Raw genomic sequence first — 22,479 nt, forward strand, 5'->3', positions numbered from 1 at the left:
CTTAGTATGAAGCACTTTCTCAAATACTTATTTCTTATTGCTACTTTCACTATTGTGCAAAGCAGTTTTGCACAGCAACCCAAAGAAAAGCTTAACTGTCCGATAGAATATGATAGTCTTCATGGGATGGATGTCTATTGGATAGTTGATAGGATGCCTATACCTGAAGATGGAAACATGAACGATGTATTAAAAGGGATTGGAAAATGCTTGAGTGTTCCTTCAGAAAGTGAATTAAGGACTCATGGTAAACCTTTAATTTCATTCGTTGTAGATGAGAATGGTGTTGTTATTTCTGTTAGAATAAAGCAGGGAAATGTATCTAAAGACTCAGAAGAGAGAGTCTATGAATTCTTAAAAACAATTTATTGGAAGCCAGGGAAGTGTAAGAGTAAATATGTGCCAGTAAGAATGGATTTAGTATTTAGTTGCATAAAACTTGGTTGATTAAATAATTGATATCATATGATAAGCTTTCTAAAATATATTGTACTTATACTATGCATAACTTTTTCCCATTATTGTTTCTCACAAAATGATGTGCAAGATCTTACTTGTAAAATCAAATATGATAGTCTTCATGGGATGGATTGTTATCTAAAAGTAGATAGAGAGCCAATTTTAGAAGATGGTATGGGGAATCTACTAAAGTTGATTGGTAAGAATTTAAGAGTTAGAGAGATCGATAAACGTACATCAACTGGCCATATTAAATATGTCTTTTCATTTATAATTTCAGAAGATGGAGAAGTGATTTCTATAAGGTTAGAAAGAGGGAAGCTTGATAAAGAAGTATATGATAAGCTTTATAATTTGTTTAAATCAACAAATTGGCAGCCAGCTAGGTGTAATGATGATTATGTTCCAATAAAGATAGAGTTACCTATTTATGCTACTCTTGGGTGATTATCCGAAAAAGGTAGCATTTATTCCTTCAAAATTGAGTGCTTTGGGTTTATAGAAAAATAAAAGAGTTGAAATATGAAAGTGACACTTAAGGTTACCTTGTTTTTATTAATCACTTCTATGTCATTTTCTCTTTGTGCGCAGCACGATAGTGTTGAAGTTGAAAAGTGTAAAGTAGAGTATGATAGTATTCATGGAATGGATTGTTATGTGTCAGCGGACCGAAATGCAACACCTGTTGATGGGATAGGTGAGCTATTTAAAACTTTTAGGAAGACGCTGAAATTAAGTAAGGAAGATAGGGAACTCAATGAATTTGGTAAGTATTTTTTTTCTTTTATTGTTGATGAAAATGGAACTGTAATTTCGGTTAAATCAATTAGAGGGAAAATAACAAGACCTTCTTTAGATTTAGTATATGATATTTTAAATTCTACAGAATGGATTCCTGGGAAATGTGGAGATAAGTATGTACCTATGAAAATGATACTACCTTGTCAGATTTGTTTTAAATAGAAAATGAGTTATTCCAAATTAATATTTGTGATAACTCATTTTCTGGTGTAGCATCTAATGCAAATTATTTCAAAATCTGAGCTGTATGCTCTTTTGTTTTAACTTTCCCGATAATATCCTCAATATTACCTTCCTCATCTATTATAAAAGTTGTACGTACCGTTCCCATATATTCCCTGCCGTACATTTTCTTGAGTTGCCATGTTCCGTACAGTTCGTGAACTGCTTTGTCCTCATCAGCAATCAAACGGAAAGGAAGCTCGTGTTTTGCGATAAATTTCTGATGGCTTTTTTCTCCGTCTGTACTCACACCAATCACTTCATATCCTTTTGCTTGCAACGCCTCATAATTATCTCTCAGGTTACAAGATTGTGCTGTACAGCCTGGTGTATTGTCTTTCGGGTAAAAGTACAGAACCACTTTCTTTCCTTTAAAATCTGAAAGTTTGATCTCGTCTCCATTTTGGTCTTTGGCGATAAATTCTGGTGCTTTTTGTCCGATCGTTAATTCCATTTTTGAATAATATGGTTTTGGATGAAAAAAATATTCTTTTCTGGTATGTCTAACCAATCAAGCCACTAATTTAGCAATGTTTTTTGTGGAATCACCTTTCTTGAAGGTGATCTACAGTAGTTGAAAACTGAATGTCAAGCTAAATGTTAGAACCAATTGCCATATTTTTTCTGGTGGTTTACGCCTTTTCATTACTATTCTTGAGAAAGGGGTGGAGAGAACTGCCTTCGTTGGGTTTTTCAAGGGATAAATTATCAAGTACTACCCAAGTTACAGTTTTGATTCCTGTCCGAAATGAGGCTGCCAATATTCTTAATTTGCTAAATGACTTGACAGCTCAAAGTGTTGAAAACTTTGAGGTAGTGGTAGTTGACGATCATTCTGATGATGAAACTGTCCGATTGGTTAGACAATTTGAACCCGGAGATCATTTTAACCTTAGGTTTATTACAGCTTCTAAAGGAGTTGGGAAAAAGAGTGCGCTTACTTTGGGTATGTCATATGCCAGTGGTGAATTGATTGTGACGACAGATGGAGATTGCAGGGTGCCGGAAAAATGGTTGGAAACGATACTGAGGTATTATGATACTTTTCAGCCGCAAATGATTTGTGGCGGAGTTACATTTCATCAAGAAAAAAATCTATGGCAAAAGATGTTGACCGTAGAGTTTATGAGTGCCATCGGAACAGGAGCTGCAAGTTTAGGGTTGAGGAAACCGAATATGTGTAGTGGCGCAAATCTGGCATTTACAAAAACCGTTTTTGAGGAAGTGGGAGGTTATCAGGGTACAGAGCAGATCCCTTCAGGAGATGATGAGTTTTTGATGCATAAAGTTGCGGCAAAATACCCTGAGCAAATCCTTTACTTGAAGGAAAAGGAAAGCATAGTAAAGACACAGCCACCGCAATCAATCTCTGCTTTGTACCATCAAAGGAAACGTTGGGCAAGCAAGTGGACTTTTTATGAAAATTTATCAACCAAGGCTGTTGCGGTTTATGTATTCTCTTTTCATTTGATTTACATTCTCTTAGCAATTGGGGTATTTATAGGTTGGATCAAACCATTGATTTTTATCACCCTATTTACAATAAGGGTAGCTTTAGAATGGTTTTTTTTAAAAGATATATTGTGTTTTTTTGGGCATCGAAACAAGCAATGGTTAATTCCTCTTACAGCTCTATGGTACTCTCCTTATGTGGTGCTGATTGGCTTGACGGGAACTTGGGGAAGTTATGACTGGAAGGGAAGACAGCTGAGCAAGTCTTTGAAACCCTCAGAAGAACGAATAGATTAAACACTATTATATCATGACAGATTTGGAATTTGAAGTACTGGATGAATTGTACTTTGTCACTTCCTTCAAAGCACTGAAAAATGAAATCGAAGTGGAAGAAGCAGTGCTTAAAAATTGTCTGAAAGAACTGTTGGAAAAGCAGTGGGTACGTTGCTTTAAGACAGTCGATACAGAGGAAGATGAAGAGGGATTGGATTTTGAAAATAAATACGCTGAATATTACTACCTTGCTTCAAAGAAAGGGCTGATGGCTCACAATAGAAGCTAACTATTTTCAGCCTGCTAAAAACTGGAACATTTTCAGGTGCCAATTTGGATGTCTATACGCTTATCTCATAGGTTTCATTGGTGCCGAAACCCGTATTTTACATATGTACGACATATATTCTGACAGGAATCCTGCATTTTTTATCAGACAAAAGCTTTTTGGGAGTAAGGTAACAGTCTTTGGACTGGTGATGATCGTTTTTGCATTGGTGATTGCATCATTGGGGTATCTGATTATGCCCGATGACACGCCCTATGCCAATGACGGTATGCTTGAAATTGCTCGCCAACCTCCCGGCTTCAAGGTGAAAGTGCTGAAACTCAAAAAAGACTTTGACGTGCCAAGAGCAGGGCTTTTTGAAAAGATGTTCTTTGGTCAGGAAAATCCTTACGAATTGGTTCCCCTAGCTGAAGAACCGATAGTAGAAGGGGATTCAGTTTTTTATGTGGTTTACCCTGGTATTGAGAAAGAGAATGCCCGTACAACAGAGAGGTTGACCCTTTCTTACCCTATCGTCAGATGTGTAAAGTCGATTTATGTAGGCAAATCAGAAAAGCTTGGTCGTAATATACCCGTCAATTTTGTAACCTCTGAAGACCGTTACATTTTCCTTGATCCTGATGAAAGTGTTCGTTCTGTCTTGAAAGAAGACTTATATGAAGAGTTTTGGGAGCAGAATATAGAGGAAAAAGTTTACTATCTGGGTACTGATAAAATTGGTCGAGATGTAATGAGCAGATTGATGTATGGTGCTCGTATTTCACTGATGATAGGCTTTTTGGCAGTGTTGATTTCCTTGCTTACAGGGCTTTTCCTTGGCTCAGTGGCAGGTTTCTTTGGTGGAATTGTAGATAGTGTAATCATGTGGCTGATGACTGTTGTATGGTCATTGCCGACGATTATGCTGGTAGTGGCCATCAGGCTTGTACTACAAAGTGATGACATCTGGGTAACCTTCCTAGCTGTAGGTCTGACTATGTGGGTGGAAATTGCCCGTATAGTAAGGGGACAAATTACCTCTATCAAGCAGAAGCAGTATGTTGAGGCTGCCAGAGCATTGGGATTCTCCAAACGAAGAATTATTTTCAATCATATCCTTCCAAATATTGTAGGCTCACTTATTGTTGTGAGTGCTTCCAATTTTGCCACGGCGATACTGGTCGAAGCAGGCTTGAGCTTCTTGGGACTTGGCGGACCACTCAGTATGCCATCATGGGGAGTTATGATTAAGGAAGGGCTGTCGGAGCTCACACCAAGCGGACAATGGCACTTGATTATCCTGCCTTGTGTGTGTATTAGCCTGATGGTACTTGCCTTTAACTTACTGGGGAATGGATTGCGAGATGCGTATGATCCCCATACCAAATAATTGAACTAACTTATACTGTAAATAGACAGGGACAAACCCTGCAAAATAAAGTCTTAACTGCACATGGCTATTTCTGTAGAAAAACAGCTGATGATAAAGGAGCTTGAATTATCATCACTCTTTGAGACCATTGACGCCATCAACGGTAATGCCTCTGAGGATAACCTGTTCAAGCTTTTCAAACTGACAGTAACTTCCAACCCAAACGTAAAGAGTCTGTTGCTCTTTGTAACGGATGATCAAGGGGATTGGAAATGTGTGACTTCTCATGGTAGCTCAAAGGACTTGAAAGAATGGCGTTTGCCAAAGGCGTGCCTCAAATATACTGAGCCATCAAACTTCGATTGTGAAGAGGGAGACTTCTCAGGTTTTGATATGATTATACCTGTATTGCATAAGCAGCAGTCTTTGGCGTATGTATTGATTGAAAAAGAACCGGTTCCTGCAACAGAGGAAAAGCTAACGGTCAATTTTATTGAGGCTCTTGCTAATATTATCATTGTAGCTGTTGAGAATAAAAAGTTTGCTCGTCGTGAAGCACGTCAGCGCGAGTATCGTAAGCAATTGGAAATTGCTCGAAATGTCCAGTCTTTTCTTTTCCCGAAAGAACTTCCTAATGGCGATGAGTTAAGTGTAGCGGCAAGTTACCTGCCTCACCATACAATCGGAGGTGACTATTATGATTTTATTCAGATAGATGAAGACCGTTTCCTGATGTGTATTGCAGATGTTTCAGGAAAAGGGATACCGGCGGCAATTCTGATGTCTAACTTTCAAGGAGGAGTCCGTACGCTGGTAAGACAAGAAAGCAAGCTTGATTATATCGTAAAAGAGCTGAACCGCCTGATTATGGAAAATGCACAGGGAGAGAACTTTATCACGGCATTCCTGATGATCTATGATAAATCTTCCAGAACACTTTCATATGTCAATGCAGGACACAACCCTCCATTTCTTTTCAGAGGTGGGGAGTTCGGTAGACTGGAAGCCGGTACAACAATCATCGGAAGCTTTAAAACACTTCCTTTCCTCGAAAAAGGCATTATTGAAAACATTGATGACTTTTTCGTGTTCTGTTTCACAGATGGCTTTACCGAAACTTATAATGACCAAGGAGAGGAATTGGGAGATGAGCAACTGTTGAAGTTTTTGGAAGCGAATATTCATCTGGACCAGCAGTCGCTGCATAAAAACATGATTGCCCACCTGAATACTTTTAAAGGACACCAAGCTTATGCAGATGATATTACTTTGCTGTCATGTAGAGTAAAACTGCCTTGAAGCTAACATTGATAACTATCTGAAAATTAATGCCAATAAACATTTTTGGCAACCTGCTTATATGAAAAATGGGCTACTGAATGTAGCCCAATTGTTTTTTTGTTATTGTAACTAATAAGGTAAATTGTATAACAGTGAATGAAACTGTTGACAGTTTAAGTAGTTGTAACTAAAGTATTTTACCAAAAACAATCCTTGCGATTATATCAACAATGAAAGAGCTAGAACTGGAAAGCTTCATGCATGGGCTTGAGAGGAGAAATCCTGGTCAGCCTGAGTTCCACCAAGCTGTAAGAGAGGTGGCTGACAAATTAATTCCCTTCATTAATAAGAATCCTAAGTACTTAGCAGCGAGTATTCTTGAGAGAATGACAGAGCCTGATCGTGTGATCAGCTTCAGGGTGACTTGGCAAGATGACGAAGGAAATGTAAGGGTTAATAGAGGATTCAGGGTACAGTTTAATGGTGCCATAGGTCCATACAAAGGCGGTTTACGTTTCGATAAGTCAGTTACTTTGGGAACACTGAAGTTTTTGGGCTTTGAGCAAGTATTCAAAAACAGTTTGACTACACTTCCAATGGGTGGTGCCAAAGGTGGATCGGACTTCAACCCGAAAGGAAAATCGGATAATGAGGTGATGCGTTTCTGTCAGGCATTTATGAGTGAGCTGTTCAGACATATTGGTAAAGATACTGACGTTCCAGCTGGTGATATCGGTGTGGGTGCCCGTGAGGTAAGCTATATGTTTGGTCAGTACAGAAGACTGGAAAACCAGTTTACAGGTGTATTGACAGGTAAAGGACTTGCTTTTGGTGGTTCAAATGTGCGTAAGGAGGCTACAGGTTATGGTAGTGTTTACTTCTCACGTGAGATGTTGGCTACAAGAAATGACTCTTTGAAAGGTAAGACAGCAATTGTATCAGGTTCAGGTAATGTGGCTCAATTTACAGCAGAGAAGTTGATCCAGTTGGGTACTAAAGTACTTACAATGTCTGATAGAAGCGGTTATATTCATGATCCAGAAGGAATTGATGAAAGCAAGCTGAACTTTGTGATCAAGCTGAAGACAGAAAGCCGTGGTTCATTGGAAGAGTACGTGAAGGAGTATCCTAATGCAACTTTCCATAAGGATGAGACACCTTGGGGTGTAAAGGCAGATTTGGCTTACCCTTCTGCAACTCAAAACGAATTGGATGAGAATGATGCCAAAAAGTTGATTGCCAATGGTTGTATGCTGGTTTGTGAAGGCGCAAACATGCCAAGTACCATCGGAGCGATCAAAGAGTTTGAGAAGGCTAAAATCCTGTTTGGTCCTGGTAAGGCTGCCAATGCTGGTGGTGTAGCGATTTCAGGCCTTGAAATGACACAGAACTCCATGAGGTTGCAGTGGTCATTTGAAGAGGTAGATGAGAAATTGCAGATGATCATGAAGAAAATCCACGACAAGTGTGTGGAGTATGGTCAGGAAGAAGACTGGATAGACTACGTGAAAGGAGCGAATATTGGTGGCTTTGTAAAAGTGGCTGATGCGATGCTTGCTTATGGTGTAGTTTGATAAATAGAAAAATAATTGTATTATTTTAAGCCGAAAGTGAATCTATGATTCCTTTCGGTTTTTTTATTATGTTAGTATTCAGGTAGGAGATTTCCTCTGAAAAAGATAGCCCTTAAGAACTGCTCAAACTTTTTGATAAAGAATGAAAATAATTGAATGCCCAAGAGATGCCATGCAAGGTTTGGATAATTTTATTCCCACTGCAGATAAGGCCAAGTACATAAGTGCCTTGATGAAGGTAGGTTTCCATACTATTGACTTTGGTAGTTTTGTCTCACCAAAAGCCATCCCGCAAATGAAGGATACAGCAGAAGTACTCGAATTGCTCGATTTTGAAGGAGCTAAGTCAAGACTACTGGCTATTGTGGCAAACTTCAGGGGAGCTCAGGATGCTATGGAGTTTGATGAGATTGCCTATATCGGTTTTCCATTATCAATTTCTGAAACATTTCAACAGCGCAATACCAACAAAAGTATTGATGATGCTTTGGAGGAGGTAAAGCAAATGAAATATTTGAGCGGTCGCTACAACCGTGAGTTAGTGGTTTACCTATCAATGGGTTTTGGAAACCCATATGATGAACCGTATAGCCCAGCCATCGTTGCTGAGTTTGTGGGGAAATTGGCAGAATTAGAAATTGATATTGTTTCGTTAGCTGATACCATTGGGGTAGCAAAGCCAGAATTGATCACCTCTCTTTTTACAGAGTTGATACCTGCCTATCCCGATATTGAATTTGGCGCACACTTGCATTCCACACCGGCAACTGCTTATGAAAAAGTAAAAGCTGCTTATGAAGCAGGGTGTCGCAGGATTGATACAGCAATGGGAGGTATGGGAGGTTGCCCTATGGCAAAAGAGGATCTGACAGGAAATTTGGCAACTGAGACTTTGGTAGAATATTTAAAGTCGATTGACAGTTTGCCAAATTTGGATATGAAAGCGCTAGAAAAAGCTGCTGCAATGAGATTAGAATTGATTTCTGCATGAAAAAAAGGACTCTTTTGTTAATTTTGTTATCTGCTTGACAATCTTCAAAGTCAAAAATTGTATTTACGGTTAGGGTTTACTGTTTTGATTTTGGTTTTTAAATAAAGCAGTGTGGTTGACTTTGAGGGTTTTATGGGAAGTATACTGAGTTTGAGAATGAGAGTTACTTTGTGTAGTTGGTGAAATAGGTCAATTTTTTATAGGGACTATATCTTTAAATTTGAAAGAGAAATGAGAATAGAAGTGTGCCACTCACCAGAGTTGATTCACCTGTTTGACCTGTCTGGTAAGATAGCTGTAGTAACAGATATATTAAGAGCTACATCTTGTATGGTGGCAGGAATTGGTAGTGGAGCTGAACAAATTGTACCTGTTGCACAAAAAGAGGAAGTTAACCCATATAAAGAAAAAGGATTTGTGACTGCTGGTGAAAGAGGTGGTGAAAAAATTGAAGGGTTTGATATTGGGAATTCACCATTTGAGCATATGGAAATTGCTCAAAAAGGAAAGTCAGTTGTCATGACTACAACCAATGGAACAGTTGCAATTACTAAATCAGCCGTTGAGGCAAAACAGGTAATTATTGGAGCATTTTTGAATATTTCATCAGTGGTCCAATACCTGAAAGAATCAGGAAAAGATATTGTCATTGTATGTTCAGGGTGGAAAGGGATGTTCAGTATGGAAGATACCCTTTTTGCAGGTGCTTTGGTCGATAGACTTGAAAGTGTAGCAGAAATTGTGGATGATGCAGCACTTTCTTCCATGAGTCTTTACAGAGCTGTAAGTGGGGATTTGCTTGGTTATATGCAAAATGCTTCACATGCAAAACGCTTGAGCGGGTTGAAAGCCGTAAAAGACCTGGAATATTGTATGACAAAAGATGAGTTTGATGTGATTCCAGTTTTGAAAGATGGTGCATTGGTTAAAATGTAACCAGTTGGAATCTAAAATGCGAGAGATTGAAACAAAATGAAAAATAAGTTAGAAATAAAGAAAAAAGTGAGCATCCGAAATAGGAAGGCTTCACATGAATATCAATTTATTGACAAGTATGTGGCAGGTATAGTCCTGAAAGGTAGTGAGATCAAATCTATCAGAATGCAGAAAGTCAATTTACAGGATGCATTTTGTCTTTTTATAGATGGTGAACTTTTTGTGCGTAGTATGCACATCAATCCATATGAGATGGGTGGGTTTGCTAATCATGAGGCGAAGGCAGACAGAAAGCTTTTACTTTCCAAAAAGGAGTTGGAGAAGCTGGATACCAAACTGAAAGAAAAAGGATTGACGATTGTTCCTACACATCTCTTTATCAATGATAGAGGGTTGGCCAAACTAGAAATAGCCTTGGCACAAGGTAAGAAGCTTTATGACAAGCGTAATGACCTTAAAGAAAAGGCCATTAAAAGAGAGATGGATAGGAATTACTAGAGTATTTATGCTAAAAGCAATCAGACATGGTGGTGTTTTTTAACTCCAAGCTGATACCTGAAGAGCAGGTTCTGATCAGCTATAAGGACAGGTCTTTTCAGTATGGGGATGGTCTTTTTGAGACAATGGTTTTTACGAAAGGTAAAATCCGTTTTATCAAAGACCATCTTGAACGTCTTAAAAAAGGAATGAAGGCATTAGCAATCAAAGGTGGTAAAGAGCTTACTACAGATTGGTTGCTTTCCACGGTTAGCTTGTTGGTTAAGGAAAATAAGTTAAAGGGTGATGCCAGGGTTAAGTTACAGCTTTGGAGAAAGGAAGGCGGACTTTATACGCCAACCAATGGAAAGTTTAATCTCTTGGTGAGTGTTCAGGACTTAAAACCTGCTGAAACTACTGCACTTCAAACTGATTTTGCCGAAACTACATTTGTCAAGCACTCAGTGACATCTCCTTTTAAGACTACATCTGCATTGACATATGTGTTGGCTGGTATTGAAAAGAGTGAAAAGGAACGTGATGATATGATCCTGATGAATACTGAAGGATACATTGCTGAAATGATCAGCAGTAATATTTTTTGGATTAAGGATGATGTGGTTTATACTCCAAAGACTGCTGTTGGATGTGTAGCTGGTGTAGCCAGACGCAATGTAATCACAACGCTTGAGGCAAGTGGTTACAAAGTGAGAAAGGTAATGGCGAGAAAATTTGAGTTGCTTCAGGCAGATTTCGTTTTCAGTGTCAATACAATGGGAGTGAAGAGCGTTATTCAGATAGGAGATGCAGGGTTTAGGCAAATGGATGCCTGGAAGGTCTTGATGGAGAGAGCCTATCATTGATTTTTATTCTGACTATCATCTAATCAATATATGTCCGGTCATTTTCCTTAGATATGGGGAAGTGACCGGACAGCAATTTTTTTCGTGCTTTAGCAATTTCTACTAGAACCTAAAATATTTTCTATTGAATTCAGCTTTAAAATACTTTGGAGTGCTGATGTCTTGGTTACTTCTTTTTGGAGTGACAGGACAAGTACTCGGACAACAGTATAGAGTTAGTGGGACAGTAAAAGATAAAGACACAGGTGAGTCTTTACCTTTTGTGAATGTCCGTTTTCAAGGTACAACGGTTGGTGTTACAACAGATTTGGAAGGTAAGTTTTCCATTTTGACGGATGTTGTGACTGATTCCCTTACAGCGTCTTATGTAGGGTACACGCCTCAGACAATTCCTTTCTTAAAGAACCGCCGAAAACACAGTTATCACTTTAAGCTATCTCCTGATACACAAATGTTAGGAGAGGTGGAAGTGATTGCAGGAAAGTATGAGAATCCTGCTTGGGAAGTTTTAAGAACTGTTGTGAAAGATAAAAAACATAACGACAGAGACAGGCTGAAGCAGTATGCTTATGAGAGTTATACAAAGTCTGAACTGATCATAAATAATCTTTCTGAAAAACTGAAGAAAAGGAAAGTAGTACAGGATGTGCTCGAACTTGCTGAAAAATCAGCAGCAATGAAAGGGAAAGACGGTCAGACAATGATGCCATTATTCGTTTCTGAGTCTTTGCAAGATGTATATGTAGAAAATCAGCCAGCAAGAAAGCATATTGATGTCAATAAGACCCGTGTCGTAGGAATTGGTATTGAGGATGAGGGGACTATTTCACAGATTACGACTTCTACATTTAAGGAATATAATTTCTATAACAATTACGTAAGGCTATTGGGTAAAGACTTTGTATCACCCATCGCTGATAGCTGGAAGTTCTACTACGATTATGAATTGGCGCTTCAGAAAGAACAGATAGGGAAATATGAATGTTATAGGATTGATTTCAAACCTAAACATGAAGGTGATTTGGCTTTTGAAGGCACGATGTGGATTACAGATTCGACCTATCATCATGCATTGGTAAAAGTTGATGCAACAATATCTAAGGAAGCCAACCTGAACTTTATTGAGGAGATCGAAATTCATCAGCAGTTGGAACAAGTCTCAGACAATGGGCTTACGGCATGGATTCCATCTTCAACGGCAGTCTTGGTAGATGTAGAAGAAATTAATGACTATACAGCAGGTGTTTTAGCCCGTTATAAGGTATCCAACAAAGACTATCAGCTAACCTATGAGCCAGTAGACGGGATGTTCGATCAGGAACTGACTGTATTGGAAGGTGCAAATGAAGACAATACAGATGAATTTTGGGATAGTAACAGACACGGAGAACTGGATGAAGGTGAGCAAGAAGTTTATCAGCTGATTCGTGATGCTAAAGACCTTCCTCGGGTTAAATCCTATATTGAAGTAATTGACTTACTTGTATATGGTTATAAGGATTTAGGGAAAATTGAGTTTGGTCCATTATCCTATCTTTATGCTTTCAACAATGTAGAAGGAAGTCGTTTTCAGTTGGGCTTCAGAACAAATAACCGTTTGAGTAAAAGTTGGGCTTTTAGCGGATATGGAGCCTACGGTACAAAAGACGAACGTTTTAAGGGAGAGCTAATGGTGAGACATATTTTAGATAGGACACCTTGGACTGAAGTAGGGGCGTCTTTTAAATATGATATCGAGCGATTAGGCGTATATAATGACGACCTGAACTTAAAACGCTTGTTCAATGCTGCTGTCAGGTTCGGAAATTACCGACTTCCATTTGAAAGTCAGGTTGGGAAATTGTGGGTACAAACAGACTTGTTTTTTGGCTTGACAGCCAGAGCGACTTTCCGTTACAACAAATTTTCTCCACTTTACCAATTTGAATACGATCTCCCTCAAAAAGATGGCAGTGTAGTGAATCAGTACAGCACCACTGAGCTGATTACAGAACTGAGTTATGCGCCAGGGGTGAGGAGAGTAGAAAATCGGAACAACTTTAGAAATATCATCAGTTGGGGCACTCTTCCTGTCTTGACATTTAGACATACTTATGGCTTCCCCGGCTTATTTGGAAGTTTATTTGAGTACCATAAGTTTGACCTTTCAATCAAGCACCGTATAAGGTTAGGGGTGTTAGGCAGAAGTAAGTTAGACCTGTCAGGTGGGTTTGTGCCATCCAATGTACCAAACCCATTATTGGCTATCCACCTTGGTAACCAATCGGGAGTGGTTTACAATAAGGCTTCCTTCAACATGATGGAGTTTTTTGAGTTTGCGAGTGACAAGTATGCATCACTAAGGTTGTACCATTCTTTTGATGGTATGATTCTGAACCGTGTTCCACTTATCAAGAAACTTAAATGGCGTCTCTTTATTACTTCCAATGCCCTTATTGGCGATGTTTCTGAACAGAATATGCAAAGCTCCCGTACCTATGACGAAAATGGCAACTTGATATTACCATATTCGTCACTTGGTGGAAAGCCTTATATGGAAGTAGGTTATGGAATTGAAAATATCTTTAAGTTCTTAAGGGTTGATTTTGTCCATAGAACAACCCATTTGATGCCAAAGTCACGAAAGTTTGCCGTGATGGTATCTGCCCAATTCAGGTTATAATTCACTCATCGGGTGATTCTTATATTTTTTCAGGATGTCCTTGGTTGGTTGATAATTGCTACAGCCATCCAAGGACTTTTCAAAATACTGTAAGGCTTTCTGATAGTTTTTACCCTTCAAATAAGCTAAGCCAATATTGTAATAGATACCCGGGTGATAGGGGAGTCTTGAGATCATTTTGGCATAAACATCCCTTGCATCAGACATATTCCCTTTTTCTGCCAGAAAATTAGCTTTAGATAGCTCCTCAAAATCAGGATCTCTGTTTCTGGAAGCAAACAAGTGCTGAATGCCAATCAATATGCTTCCAACCAAAAGTGTAAGGTTCTTCTTGAAGTAGGCTTCAAACATCATTTTCTCCATGGTATCAGAGCAATAGTATTTGATTGTTTCAAATGCAGTCTCTTTTGGGAGCATGTACATCTTGTATGCCCTGTAATTGGCAATTCTATCAAAATACCCAGTTTCAGGGCAAATATTGTAACGATCACCCCTAGAGGCAGCATAACCGTGCTTGTTGAAGATGGTACTGCAATGTTGACAATATAGGTAATAGGATGGATGAAGTCCGTCAGTATCGATTGGTGTGTGACAGTTTGGACACTGCGTTTTCAGCAGGCTGCTGCCATGGTGAGTAGGATCCTTTTCCTTTTTCTCATGTATACGCATTTTTCCAAGTTTTCTGTCAATCATTCCCTCAAGTTCTCTGGCAAAACTGAATGTCTTGATCACGATACTGTGATGTCCATCCATTACTTTACCTGCAAGTGAACTTGAGATCGTAGCAAATGGATAAAGGGAAATAATCACATAGTTCTGATAGCGATTTACTTGGTAAATGTCTTCATAGTAAACAATACCTTTTCCTAGGTTAAGCTGTTTGTCGTTGACAGAACCTAACTTAGGAAGTAGACTGTCAGCTTTCCCATTTTCATTAACAAACCTGAAGGTAAATGTGAGTAATGATAAATCTCTCAATGCGGATCCTTTGTCTTATGATTTAATATATTTTATAAAAGTAGTACTGATTTTTATAAAAAATATGAAATATGGCAAAGAAGCGAACAAAAAGTGAGTTGAAAGCGTAAGTGGACATATAGGTTACACCTTAACCAATAAAATCAATTGCATTAGGAATGCCTTTTGCAGCCTCAAAAGAATAGATAAATAATTTGACACTAGAATGGGAAAGCCGCTCAGTTTTACTGTGTGGCTTTTTTGATTGATGAGAAGGGGGTATTCTTTTATTGAATCCTAAAAAAATACTAAAAGTATGTAAAATGTTAGCGCACGGTAAGGTTTTTGACCTTATTAAATAGGATTTTTAACGTAAAGCGAACACTTTAAATTATAATTGGTGTTTTGTAGTAAGAGAGTCATTTATTGATGTTTAGGTGCCCTAATGTACATATTGGTACATATAGCAGCGCAACATCTTCTTAGAATATTCAAATATTAGGTTGGAAGAGTAAATATTATTATCGTTATTTGAAATTGATTAAATAGTAATTGATTCCTTCGAAAGAGGGCTAACAATAAAGATTAAATTAATTTGACACTAGAAATACAGAAAACCTGACCCTATTGGGGTCAGGCTTTTTTTGTGATTAATATCTAGGTTCGACTACTAAAAATGATTGAATCTTATAGCAATGAAAGAAGAAAAAATCAAGAAAATTGCGGGGGAAGAAGTAAAGAAGATAAAGCGTCTGTTGACGTTGGGTGCCATCGATCGAAACTTGGTAACCTTTGATCTTTTTATGGAAGGCGTAATTGAAGATTTTAATATCCCTAAAGACCAGCATGAATTGCTTGAAAGCGAATTAAGGAACGCAATGAAAGTTCATAACCTCAAGCTGTTGGAAAACAACTAGATCAGGTTTTTAGAAGCTTTTTGAACAACTGTTAAAGAGAGGTGATTCATTTGGAATAGGTTTTTTTGACAAAAAAATATTTCATTTTATTCAATAAATTGAATGATTTAAAGTTTAAAAAGTGGAGTATTGTAATTCAAATACCTGCTGATTGAAACTGCTTTCAGTATAGGATACCTGTCCTTGATTACAGGTTCAAGTATTCGTGAAACTAACAATAACAAACATGAAGAAATTTTTTAGAAGGTTGTTCGGAAGCCGTTATGAAGTGGTTTTCCGTATGTACCACGTAATTCCAGGAATGCCCGTTAAGCCAACTGAGAAACGCTTTTCATTTGAGAAAGGTGAGAAAGAGGAAGCTGAGGATTTCTTTTCAAAGGTGGTTACTTCTACCAATGAGCATAGAGTAGCGCCATCAGAAGTTGTTCTTTTTAAAGCTGGTAAAGCTTTCAGAACTGAAACTTTTGGCCCAGTTGAAGAGATCAAAAAAGACTTTGTTGCATAAATGAAAAGCCGGGAATTGACCTCCCGGCTTTTTTATTATTAATTTTCCAATTGAATGACACCACAGCCTATGCGATCACCTGCTGCTCCAGATGGCTGAGACTTCATATCATCAGCCTTGGCATGGATGATTACAGCCTTGCCGATAATATCCTTTTTGGCATCATCACCACCTATTGCCCATTTATCGGTTTCAAAAGAAAGTGTACCTTTTCCGTCTTCGCTAATTTCAAGGTTTCCAATATCTCCCATATGGAATTCGCCATGTCCCCATTCACCATGAGGTTCTTCAGTGGGATTCCAATGTCCTCCTGCTGATTTTCCGTCATCAGAGCTGCAATCCCCTTTTTCATGGAGGTGGATGGCGTGTACACCTGGCGCGACATTGCTGACTTCAACTTCCATTTTGACTTTACCACCTTCTTCAGTAAATGTGACCGTACCTGTCAAGTTACTGCCACTTTTGGCATCAAGTTGTGCCATCGCCTTTTTTGAGATAGTAGTTGTAGCTCCCTCATCCATCACTTCTTTAGCGTCTTTCATGTCGTCGCCATCATGATCTCCATGGGCATGAGAGTTATCTTGCTCTTGAGCGGGTTTATTACAACCTACAAATAGGAGTGCAGTAACAATCGCTATTGAGATATTTTTCATCATTAAATTATTTTGAGTTACAGAAATTAGAATTGTAAATGATTATTGAAGGAAGGTATTTGGAGAACTGTCGGTAGTTCACTGGTTGGAGCGGTATATTAAAGTGAATAATTGGGAGAGAGTAGGGCATTAATAAAGGTTTGAATAAGGTTCGTTAATGGCTTCTAAAAAGCCTCTGTTAACCTAAAATAAATACCATAATCTTTTCTTCCAACTCCTACGTCTAATCCTGCATTGATATTTCTGTCAGGAATCATTAGGTACCTGATTCCAACACCGCCACCAGGGAGCAGAGGACTCCAATTGTCATCTTCACTTTCTTTGTCATAAGCCATTGCCAGACCGAAAAAAGCTACTCCTCCCCATTTACCCTTGATTTTTTGGCGGTATTCTGCTTGTGTCGTATAAACCTGATTACCTCTGTACCGACCTTCACTGTAACCTCTGATATCATTTCTTCCAACTACTTTCTGACCTTCAAATGGAACATCGCCCAAGCCGGTATAAGCAGTTACTCTCCACGCCAAGGTAGTCATGTCATTTAATGGTTGGTAACTGTTGGCTTCGATGTACAGGGTATTATATTCGAGGTCGCTCCCGATCCACTTTTGGTAAAAGCTGAATCTGGAGTTAATGAAAAATCCTTTTGAAGCATTGTATTGACTGTTTCTGGTGTCATAGGAAAGTGGAATGCCCCAAGCCACAATGTTCTTTGCACTATCTGTTGAGCTCATTCCTTCTCCTTGATAGTCGAACTCTGTATTGAGTTTTTGAGATTGAAATAACAGCCCACTATAAAACTTTCCGAGTACTCTTTTTTGTATTGAAGCAAACATAAATCTGGAAGTAGTGGTATAATCTACATAATCGGGGGTAGGGAGAAACTCATCTTCATAATACTGGAAGTTGATATTACCAGTTCCAACTGCCCAAATGACCCTCCAATTATCATTATTGAGGTAAAGTCTTTGGAATAGTAGTGTGATCCAAGAGTCATTAGTTGTATAGAAACCAACTAATCCCATTGTTGAAGGAGGAGACTTTAGGTTTTTTTCAGGATTGATTTTGAAGAAAGCCATCAGGTTTACACCCAGCTTGACCCCCATTTGTGTGTTGTAGCCTACTAGCGGGATACCTGCTATACTGATATTCTTTTGAGAAGTTGAATCGGTTTGTGCTATTGCTGGGAATCCAAAAAGTAAGATTAAAAACAGGGTAAAGAGTTGTTTTTTCATAATTAGGAAATGCGGTTTGAAAGGAATGGAGTGGTATAGGTGATAATTCTTAAATCAATTCTAAACTATTTTCGTTCAGGTGTTTAAACACTATCTGTCGTTTGCTGCTTGAATCCCTTTCTATATTTATGAAATCCTACCTAACAATTTCTTATTTTTGTGCTTTTACAAATAGGATATTTTTAAGCTGAATCAGCGATGTGGTTGATTCAGATTGTCACAGAAATCTGTAACACTAGATGGCATACCTGATATACGATACCGAGACCACCGGTTTACCGAAGGACTTCAATGCACCAATCACAGACCTTGAGAACTGGCCACGAGTTGTCCAGCTAGCATGGCAGCTGCATGATGACCACGGTAAGCTGTTGAATGCTCAGAACTATCTGATCAAGCCGGATGGTTTTACCATTCCATTTAATGCAACCAAAGTTCACGGGATTACAACCCAACGTGCGGCTGAAGAGGGGCATGACCTGAAATTTGTCTTGGAAGAGTTTGCCAAGGACTTGGCATTCACTGACCGTCAAATTGGTCACAACCTTAACTTTGACGTGAATGTGATGGGGGCTGAATATATCAGAGTTGGTATTGAAGAGCCTCCTGTTATGGAAGTGGACATCATTGATACAATGAAGTCCTCTACAGATTTCTGTGCATTGCAAGGAGGTCGAGGCGGACGCTTTAAGCCTCCGACCTTGACGGAACTGCATACCAAGCTCTTTGGTAAGCCGTTTGATGCTGCTCATGATGCAGCATTTGACGTTGAAGCAACCGCTCGCTGTTTCTTCGGTCTGATAGCTAAAGGTGTTGTTACCCCAATTAATGAAGTCCCTACAGCAGAGGTGGTGTATGAACCGCCAGTGTTGGATGACTCTAACTTTGTTCAAAGAAAAGAGAAGAAGTCTACAAAGGGTCGTGGTAACATCAGTAAGGAGGAAGGTTTAGCCAGACTGAAAGACACTCCTTTTACCCATTTGCATGTTCATTCTCAGTTTTCCATTCTTCAAGCTACTTGTGAGATTGGCACAATGGTAAATAGGGCTAAAGAAATGGGAATGCCTGCTGTTGCTCTGACAGATATGGGTAACATGTATGCCGCTTTTCATTTTGTGAGGGATGCACTGAAAGAAGGTATCAAACCGATTGTAGGGTGTGAGTTTTTCCTGACTGAGGATAGAACCAAGCAGAAATTTACGAAAGATAATCCTGATAGAAGGTCACAGCCTGTCTTTTTGGCTAAACATAAGGAAGGTTATCACAACCTGGCTAAGATGGCTTCCGAAGCTTTTATATCAGGGATGTATGCAGGTTATCCCCGAATTGATAAGGAAGTAGTAGTGGCCCATAAAGATGGTTTGATTGCTACGACCGGAGGTTTGGGTTCTCCTGTCAATAACCTGATTCTGAATGTAGGTGAGGAGCAAGCCGAACAGGAATTTGTTTGGTGGCTGGAGCAGTTTCAGGATGATTTCTACATTCAGTTGATGCGTCATGGTTTAGAAGAAGAAGACCACGTAAACGAGGTGTTGCTAGGTTTTGCTGAAAAATATGATGTGAAATATTTTGCAGCCAACAATGCCTTTTACATGGACAAGGATGGAGCTGATGCCCATGACATTCTGCTTTGTGTAAAAGATGGAGAAAAGAAGTCAACGCCAATTGGTAGAGGGCGTGGCTATCGTTTTGGTTTCCCAAATGATGAGTTTTACTTCAAGTCTCCTGATGAAATGAAGGAGCTTTTCTTCGATTTGCCTGAAGCGATTGAGACTACCAATGAGATAATTGATAAGATTGAGGAATATAAGTTGGCAAGGGATGTACTCTTGCCTGCCTTTAAGATACCAGAAGAATTTGTTGATCCTCGTGACGCTGAAGATGGCGGGAAAAGAGGTGAGAACCTTTACCTCAGACATTTGACCTATATCGGTGCGAAAAAGAGGTATGGAACGATTACACCGGATATTCGGGAACGTCTGGACTTTGAGTTGATGATTATTGAGAAGACGGGGTACCCTGGTTACTTCTTGATTGTACAAGACTTTACCTCACAGGCGAGAGAAATGGGTGTTTCGGTAGGGCCGGGTCGTGGTTCGGCAGCAGGAGCTGCAGTAACTTACTGTATTGGAATTACCAATGTTGACCCGATCAAATATGACCTCCTGTTTGAGAGATTCCTAAACCCTGACCGTGTATCCCTGCCCGATATTGATATTGACTTTGACGATGAAGGTCGTCAGAAGATTATCAACTGGGTAGTTGATAAATATGGATATAAGCAAGTGTCTCATATCATTACTTATGGTACGATGGCAGCCAAGTCTTCTATTCGAGATACGGCAAGGGTAATGGACCTGCCTCTAATGGATGCGGACCGTATTGCCAAGTTGGTTCCCGATATCAAGCTGGGTAAGCTTTTCAAAATGGATGAAGATACCATGAAACAAAAGCTGAATTCAGAACAGATCGAGATGGCCAATGCCTTAAAGGCAATATCCCGTCAGGATGACTTGGAAGGCAATGTGCTGAACACTGCCCGTGTATTGGAAGGTTCGGTTAGGAATACGGGTATCCATGCCTGTGGTATTATCATTACACCAGATGATATTACCAAGTTTATTCCGGTTTCTACAGCGAGGGATGCAGACCTGCTTGTAACGCAGTTTGACAACTCTGTGGTAGAAAGTGCGGGTATGCTGAAGATGGACTTCTTGGGATTGAAAACCCTTACCGTCATTAAGGATGCAGTAAGACTGATCAAGAAGCTGCATGGTATTGAGATAGACCCTGATGATATTCCATTGGATGACCGCAAGACTTATGAGCTTTATCAGCGAGGTGAAACAAACGGTACGTTCCAGTTTGAGTCTCCTGGTATGCAGAAGCACCTTCGTGCACTGAAGCCCGATAAGTTTGGTGACCTTATTGCGATGAACGCCTTGTACCGTCCGGGTCCATTGGAATATATTCCAAACTTTATTGCCCGTAAGCACGGAGATGAGGAAATCCAGTATGACCTTCCGGAAATGGAAGAGTACCTAGCGGAAACCTACGGTATTACAGTCTACCAAGAGCAGGTAATGCTCCTGTCCCAAAGCTTGGCTGGTTTTACCAAGGGTGAAGCCGATATGCTGCGTAAGGCAATGGGTAAGAAGATCTTCGCCTTGCTGGAGCAATTGAAGCCGAAATTTATTGATCAGGCTCACGAGCGCAATGGTTTTCCAAAGGACAAGCTGGAGAAAATTTGGAAAGACTGGGAAGCATTTGCAGCCTATGCCTTTAACAAGTCCCACTCAACGTGTTATTCAGTAGTAGCCTTCCATACTGGTTACTTAAAAGCCAACTATCCGGCTGAATATATGGCATCCGTGTTGACCAACAACATGAATGACATCAAGAAGGTGACATTCTTTATGGAAGAGTGTTCTCGTCTTGGTGTGCCTGTATTGGGACCTGATGTCAACGAATCAGAGTATAAGTTTACTGTAAATGAAGAAGGTGCGATTCGTTTTGGTATGGGTGCCATCAAGGGTGTAGGGGAAGGGCCCATCAATGCCATTATAAAAGAGCGAGAAGAAAACGGTTTATATAAAGATATCTATGACTTTGTAGAGCGTGTCAACCTGAAATCGGTTAACAAGAAGGCGATGGAAGGATTGGCTTATGGTGGAGGATTTGACTGCTTTAATGAAATACACCGTGCACAGTTTTTCTTTAAGCCAGATGGAGAAGCCACTAACGGTATTGAGAAGTTACTTCGATATGGTAACGCCCATCAGGCAGAGAAGCTTTCAGCACAAACCAGTCTGTTTGGAGCAGGAAGTGGTATGGAAATGCCAAAACCTAGGATTCCTGACTGTGAGAAGTGGAGTAAACTGGTCGAACTTCGCCATGAGAAAGACGTGGTTGGTTTCTTTATTTCCGGTCACCCACTCGATATGTATCGTATGGAATTGGAGAACTTCTGTATTCCATTGAAGGATATCGAACAACACAAAAATCAGGAAATAAAGGTTGGTGGTATGATTTCTTCTGTTCGAATCTTGGAAAGTAAGAACGGAAACAAGTTTGGCATTCTCTCATTGGAAGATTATGACCGAAACGAAGAGATGGCCATGTTTGGCGAAGCTTTTAACAAGCACCGTCATTTCCTGAACGAGGGTGACTTTGTTTGTATTCAAGGTAAAGTAAGGGAGAGTTACCGTAATCCGGGACAATGGGAGTTTTCTCCATCAACAATCATGTTACTATCAGATGTGAAAGAAAAATTCTGTAAGGGGATAGACCTTTCCATTGATGTAAATGCCTTGAATGACAAGATGATTATGGAATTGGTTCATATTATAGAAAATAACCAAGGAAATTGCGAAATGAAGATGGAAGTAGTGGCTAGGGAAGAAAAGCTTGTAGTCAATCTGCTTTCAAGAAAATATAAGGTAGATCCTTCTTCAGAGATGGTAAAACAATTAGAGCTGATGGAAGGGTTGGAGTACAGGATCTATTAGTGTAAGCGTTGATTCTCTTACATATAAAAAGCCATTGAATAGCAATTATTCAATGGCTTTATTTTTATTC

Annotated in this window: 20 protein-coding genes; 16 read left to right on the forward strand and 4 right to left on the reverse strand. The window is 39.4% G+C overall.

Going from position 1 to position 22,479, the window contains the following annotated elements:
- Nucleotides 1-6 precede the first annotated feature (6 nt).
- The 3 genes from V6R21_RS15090 (at nucleotide 7) to V6R21_RS15100 (ending at nucleotide 1,422) form a co-directional block, all read left to right on the forward strand.
- Entirely contained in the window at nucleotides 7-447 is a 441-nt protein-coding gene (locus V6R21_RS15090) for an energy transducer TonB (protein ID WP_334244459.1), read from the forward strand.
- Nucleotides 448-540: 93 nt separating this feature from the next.
- Nucleotides 541-906: an energy transducer TonB gene (locus tag V6R21_RS15095; RefSeq protein WP_334244460.1), complete on the forward strand. Its 366-nt coding sequence runs from the start codon at nucleotides 541-543 to the stop codon at nucleotides 904-906.
- A 75-nt stretch (nucleotides 907-981) separates the two neighbouring features.
- Nucleotides 982-1,422 carry a hypothetical protein gene (locus V6R21_RS15100; RefSeq protein WP_334244461.1) on the forward strand — a complete coding sequence of 147 codons (441 nt, stop codon included), beginning with the start codon at nucleotides 982-984 and terminating at the stop codon, nucleotides 1,420-1,422.
- 64 nt (nucleotides 1,423-1,486) lie between these two features.
- Here the strand turns inward: V6R21_RS15100 and bcp are convergent, their stop codons facing one another.
- Entirely contained in the window at nucleotides 1,487-1,936 is a 450-nt protein-coding gene (bcp, locus tag V6R21_RS15105) for a thioredoxin-dependent thiol peroxidase (protein ID WP_334244462.1), read from the reverse strand.
- A gap of 143 nt (nucleotides 1,937-2,079) precedes the next feature.
- On the opposite strand from bcp, the gene V6R21_RS15110 reads away from it, so the two are divergent.
- From V6R21_RS15110 to V6R21_RS15155, 10 genes are all read left to right on the forward strand, one after another.
- Nucleotides 2,080-3,231, forward strand: a complete 1,152-nt coding sequence (locus V6R21_RS15110) for a glycosyltransferase (protein WP_334244463.1) — start codon at nucleotides 2,080-2,082, stop codon at nucleotides 3,229-3,231.
- Nucleotides 3,232-3,244: 13 nt separating this feature from the next.
- Nucleotides 3,245-3,499 carry a transporter gene (locus tag V6R21_RS15115; RefSeq protein WP_334244464.1) on the forward strand — a complete coding sequence of 85 codons (255 nt, stop codon included), beginning with the start codon at nucleotides 3,245-3,247 and terminating at the stop codon, nucleotides 3,497-3,499.
- 103 nt (nucleotides 3,500-3,602) lie between these two features.
- Nucleotides 3,603-4,868: an ABC transporter permease gene (locus V6R21_RS15120; RefSeq protein ID WP_334244465.1), complete on the forward strand. Its 1,266-nt coding sequence runs from the start codon at nucleotides 3,603-3,605 to the stop codon at nucleotides 4,866-4,868.
- Between the two features lie 63 nt (nucleotides 4,869-4,931).
- Nucleotides 4,932-6,149, forward strand: a complete 1,218-nt coding sequence (locus tag V6R21_RS15125) for a PP2C family protein-serine/threonine phosphatase (protein WP_334244466.1) — start codon at nucleotides 4,932-4,934, stop codon at nucleotides 6,147-6,149.
- Between the two features lie 212 nt (nucleotides 6,150-6,361).
- The gene (gene gdhA / locus V6R21_RS15130; protein ID WP_334244467.1) at nucleotides 6,362-7,705 is read left to right on the forward strand and encodes an NADP-specific glutamate dehydrogenase; all 1,344 of its coding nucleotides are present in this window, start codon (nucleotides 6,362-6,364) and stop codon (nucleotides 7,703-7,705) included.
- A gap of 142 nt (nucleotides 7,706-7,847) precedes the next feature.
- A complete protein-coding gene (locus V6R21_RS15135; protein WP_334244468.1) occupies nucleotides 7,848-8,696 on the forward strand; it encodes a hydroxymethylglutaryl-CoA lyase in 849 nt (282 codons plus the stop codon).
- A 231-nt stretch (nucleotides 8,697-8,927) separates the two neighbouring features.
- Complete coding sequence (locus V6R21_RS15140; protein WP_334244469.1) at nucleotides 8,928-9,632, forward strand: 2-phosphosulfolactate phosphatase; 705 nt, start codon at nucleotides 8,928-8,930, stop codon at nucleotides 9,630-9,632.
- Between the two features lie 36 nt (nucleotides 9,633-9,668).
- Complete coding sequence (smpB, locus tag V6R21_RS15145; RefSeq protein WP_334244470.1) at nucleotides 9,669-10,130, forward strand: SsrA-binding protein SmpB; 462 nt, start codon at nucleotides 9,669-9,671, stop codon at nucleotides 10,128-10,130.
- Nucleotides 10,131-10,156: 26 nt separating this feature from the next.
- Nucleotides 10,157-10,972: an aminotransferase class IV gene (locus V6R21_RS15150; protein WP_334244471.1), complete on the forward strand. Its 816-nt coding sequence runs from the start codon at nucleotides 10,157-10,159 to the stop codon at nucleotides 10,970-10,972.
- 157 nt (nucleotides 10,973-11,129) lie between these two features.
- On the forward strand, nucleotides 11,130-13,634 hold the full coding sequence (locus V6R21_RS15155) for a DUF5686 and carboxypeptidase-like regulatory domain-containing protein (RefSeq protein WP_334244472.1): 2,505 nt from the start codon (nucleotides 11,130-11,132) through the stop codon (nucleotides 13,632-13,634).
- Here the strand turns inward: V6R21_RS15155 and V6R21_RS15160 are convergent.
- Nucleotides 13,629-14,612 (reverse strand): tetratricopeptide repeat protein, encoded by a 984-nt coding sequence (locus tag V6R21_RS15160; RefSeq protein WP_334244473.1) that lies wholly within the window; start codon nucleotides 14,610-14,612, stop codon nucleotides 13,629-13,631. The two genes, V6R21_RS15155 and V6R21_RS15160, sit on opposite strands and share 6 nt — an antisense overlap.
- A 674-nt stretch (nucleotides 14,613-15,286) precedes the next feature.
- Between V6R21_RS15160 and V6R21_RS15165 the strand changes: the two genes are divergently transcribed.
- Entirely contained in the window at nucleotides 15,287-15,508 is a 222-nt protein-coding gene (locus V6R21_RS15165; RefSeq protein WP_334244474.1) for a hypothetical protein, read from the forward strand.
- Nucleotides 15,509-15,734: 226 nt separating this feature from the next.
- Nucleotides 15,735-16,013, forward strand: coding sequence for a hypothetical protein (locus V6R21_RS15170; RefSeq protein ID WP_334244475.1), 279 nt, complete (start codon nucleotides 15,735-15,737; stop codon nucleotides 16,011-16,013).
- Nucleotides 16,014-16,051: 38 nt separating this feature from the next.
- Here the strand turns inward: V6R21_RS15170 and V6R21_RS15175 are convergent, their stop codons facing one another.
- Both V6R21_RS15175 and V6R21_RS15180 read right to left on the reverse strand, forming a co-directional pair.
- The gene (locus tag V6R21_RS15175) at nucleotides 16,052-16,666 is read right to left on the reverse strand and encodes a superoxide dismutase family protein (RefSeq protein WP_334244476.1); all 615 of its coding nucleotides are present in this window, start codon (nucleotides 16,664-16,666) and stop codon (nucleotides 16,052-16,054) included.
- 164 nt (nucleotides 16,667-16,830) lie between these two features.
- Nucleotides 16,831-17,901 carry a BamA/TamA family outer membrane protein gene (locus V6R21_RS15180; RefSeq protein ID WP_334244477.1) on the reverse strand — a complete coding sequence of 357 codons (1,071 nt, stop codon included), beginning with the start codon at nucleotides 17,899-17,901 and terminating at the stop codon, nucleotides 16,831-16,833.
- 239 nt (nucleotides 17,902-18,140) lie between these two features.
- Between V6R21_RS15180 and dnaE the strand changes: the two genes are divergently transcribed.
- Nucleotides 18,141-22,409, forward strand: coding sequence for a DNA polymerase III subunit alpha (gene dnaE / locus V6R21_RS15185; RefSeq protein WP_334244478.1), 4,269 nt, complete (start codon nucleotides 18,141-18,143; stop codon nucleotides 22,407-22,409).
- Nucleotides 22,410-22,479 lie beyond the last annotated feature (70 nt).

It is taken from the genome of Limibacter armeniacum, from assembly GCF_036880985.1.
Taxonomy (GTDB): Bacteria; Bacteroidota; Bacteroidia; order Cytophagales; family Flammeovirgaceae; genus Limibacter; species Limibacter armeniacum.

Excerpts from the sequence above, each read along its gene's own strand:
- V6R21_RS15090 (WP_334244459.1), top strand. The coding sequence starts at position 7 with ATGAAGCACTTTCTCAAATACTTATTTCTTATTGCTACTTTCACTATT.
- V6R21_RS15100 (WP_334244461.1), top strand. The coding sequence starts at position 982 with ATGAAAGTGACACTTAAGGTTACCTTGTTTTTATTAATCACTTCTATG.
- bcp (WP_334244462.1), bottom strand. The coding sequence starts at position 1,936 with ATGGAATTAACGATCGGACAAAAAGCACCAGAATTTATCGCCAAAGAC.
- V6R21_RS15110 (WP_334244463.1), top strand. The coding sequence starts at position 2,080 with ATGTTAGAACCAATTGCCATATTTTTTCTGGTGGTTTACGCCTTTTCA.
- V6R21_RS15115 (WP_334244464.1), top strand. The coding sequence starts at position 3,245 with ATGACAGATTTGGAATTTGAAGTACTGGATGAATTGTACTTTGTCACT.
- V6R21_RS15120 (WP_334244465.1), top strand. The coding sequence starts at position 3,603 with ATGTACGACATATATTCTGACAGGAATCCTGCATTTTTTATCAGACAA.
- V6R21_RS15125 (WP_334244466.1), top strand. The coding sequence starts at position 4,932 with ATGGCTATTTCTGTAGAAAAACAGCTGATGATAAAGGAGCTTGAATTA.
- gdhA (WP_334244467.1), top strand. The coding sequence starts at position 6,362 with ATGAAAGAGCTAGAACTGGAAAGCTTCATGCATGGGCTTGAGAGGAGA.
- V6R21_RS15135 (WP_334244468.1), top strand. The coding sequence starts at position 7,848 with ATGAAAATAATTGAATGCCCAAGAGATGCCATGCAAGGTTTGGATAAT.
- V6R21_RS15140 (WP_334244469.1), top strand. The coding sequence starts at position 8,928 with ATGAGAATAGAAGTGTGCCACTCACCAGAGTTGATTCACCTGTTTGAC.
- smpB (WP_334244470.1), top strand. The coding sequence starts at position 9,669 with ATGAAAAATAAGTTAGAAATAAAGAAAAAAGTGAGCATCCGAAATAGG.
- V6R21_RS15150 (WP_334244471.1), top strand. The coding sequence starts at position 10,157 with ATGGTGGTGTTTTTTAACTCCAAGCTGATACCTGAAGAGCAGGTTCTG.
- V6R21_RS15155 (WP_334244472.1), top strand. The coding sequence starts at position 11,130 with ATGTCTTGGTTACTTCTTTTTGGAGTGACAGGACAAGTACTCGGACAA.
- V6R21_RS15165 (WP_334244474.1), top strand. The coding sequence starts at position 15,287 with ATGAAAGAAGAAAAAATCAAGAAAATTGCGGGGGAAGAAGTAAAGAAG.
- V6R21_RS15170 (WP_334244475.1), top strand. The coding sequence starts at position 15,735 with ATGAAGAAATTTTTTAGAAGGTTGTTCGGAAGCCGTTATGAAGTGGTT.
- V6R21_RS15175 (WP_334244476.1), bottom strand. The coding sequence starts at position 16,666 with ATGAAAAATATCTCAATAGCGATTGTTACTGCACTCCTATTTGTAGGT.
- V6R21_RS15180 (WP_334244477.1), bottom strand. The coding sequence starts at position 17,901 with ATGAAAAAACAACTCTTTACCCTGTTTTTAATCTTACTTTTTGGATTC.
- dnaE (WP_334244478.1), top strand. The coding sequence starts at position 18,141 with ATGGCATACCTGATATACGATACCGAGACCACCGGTTTACCGAAGGAC.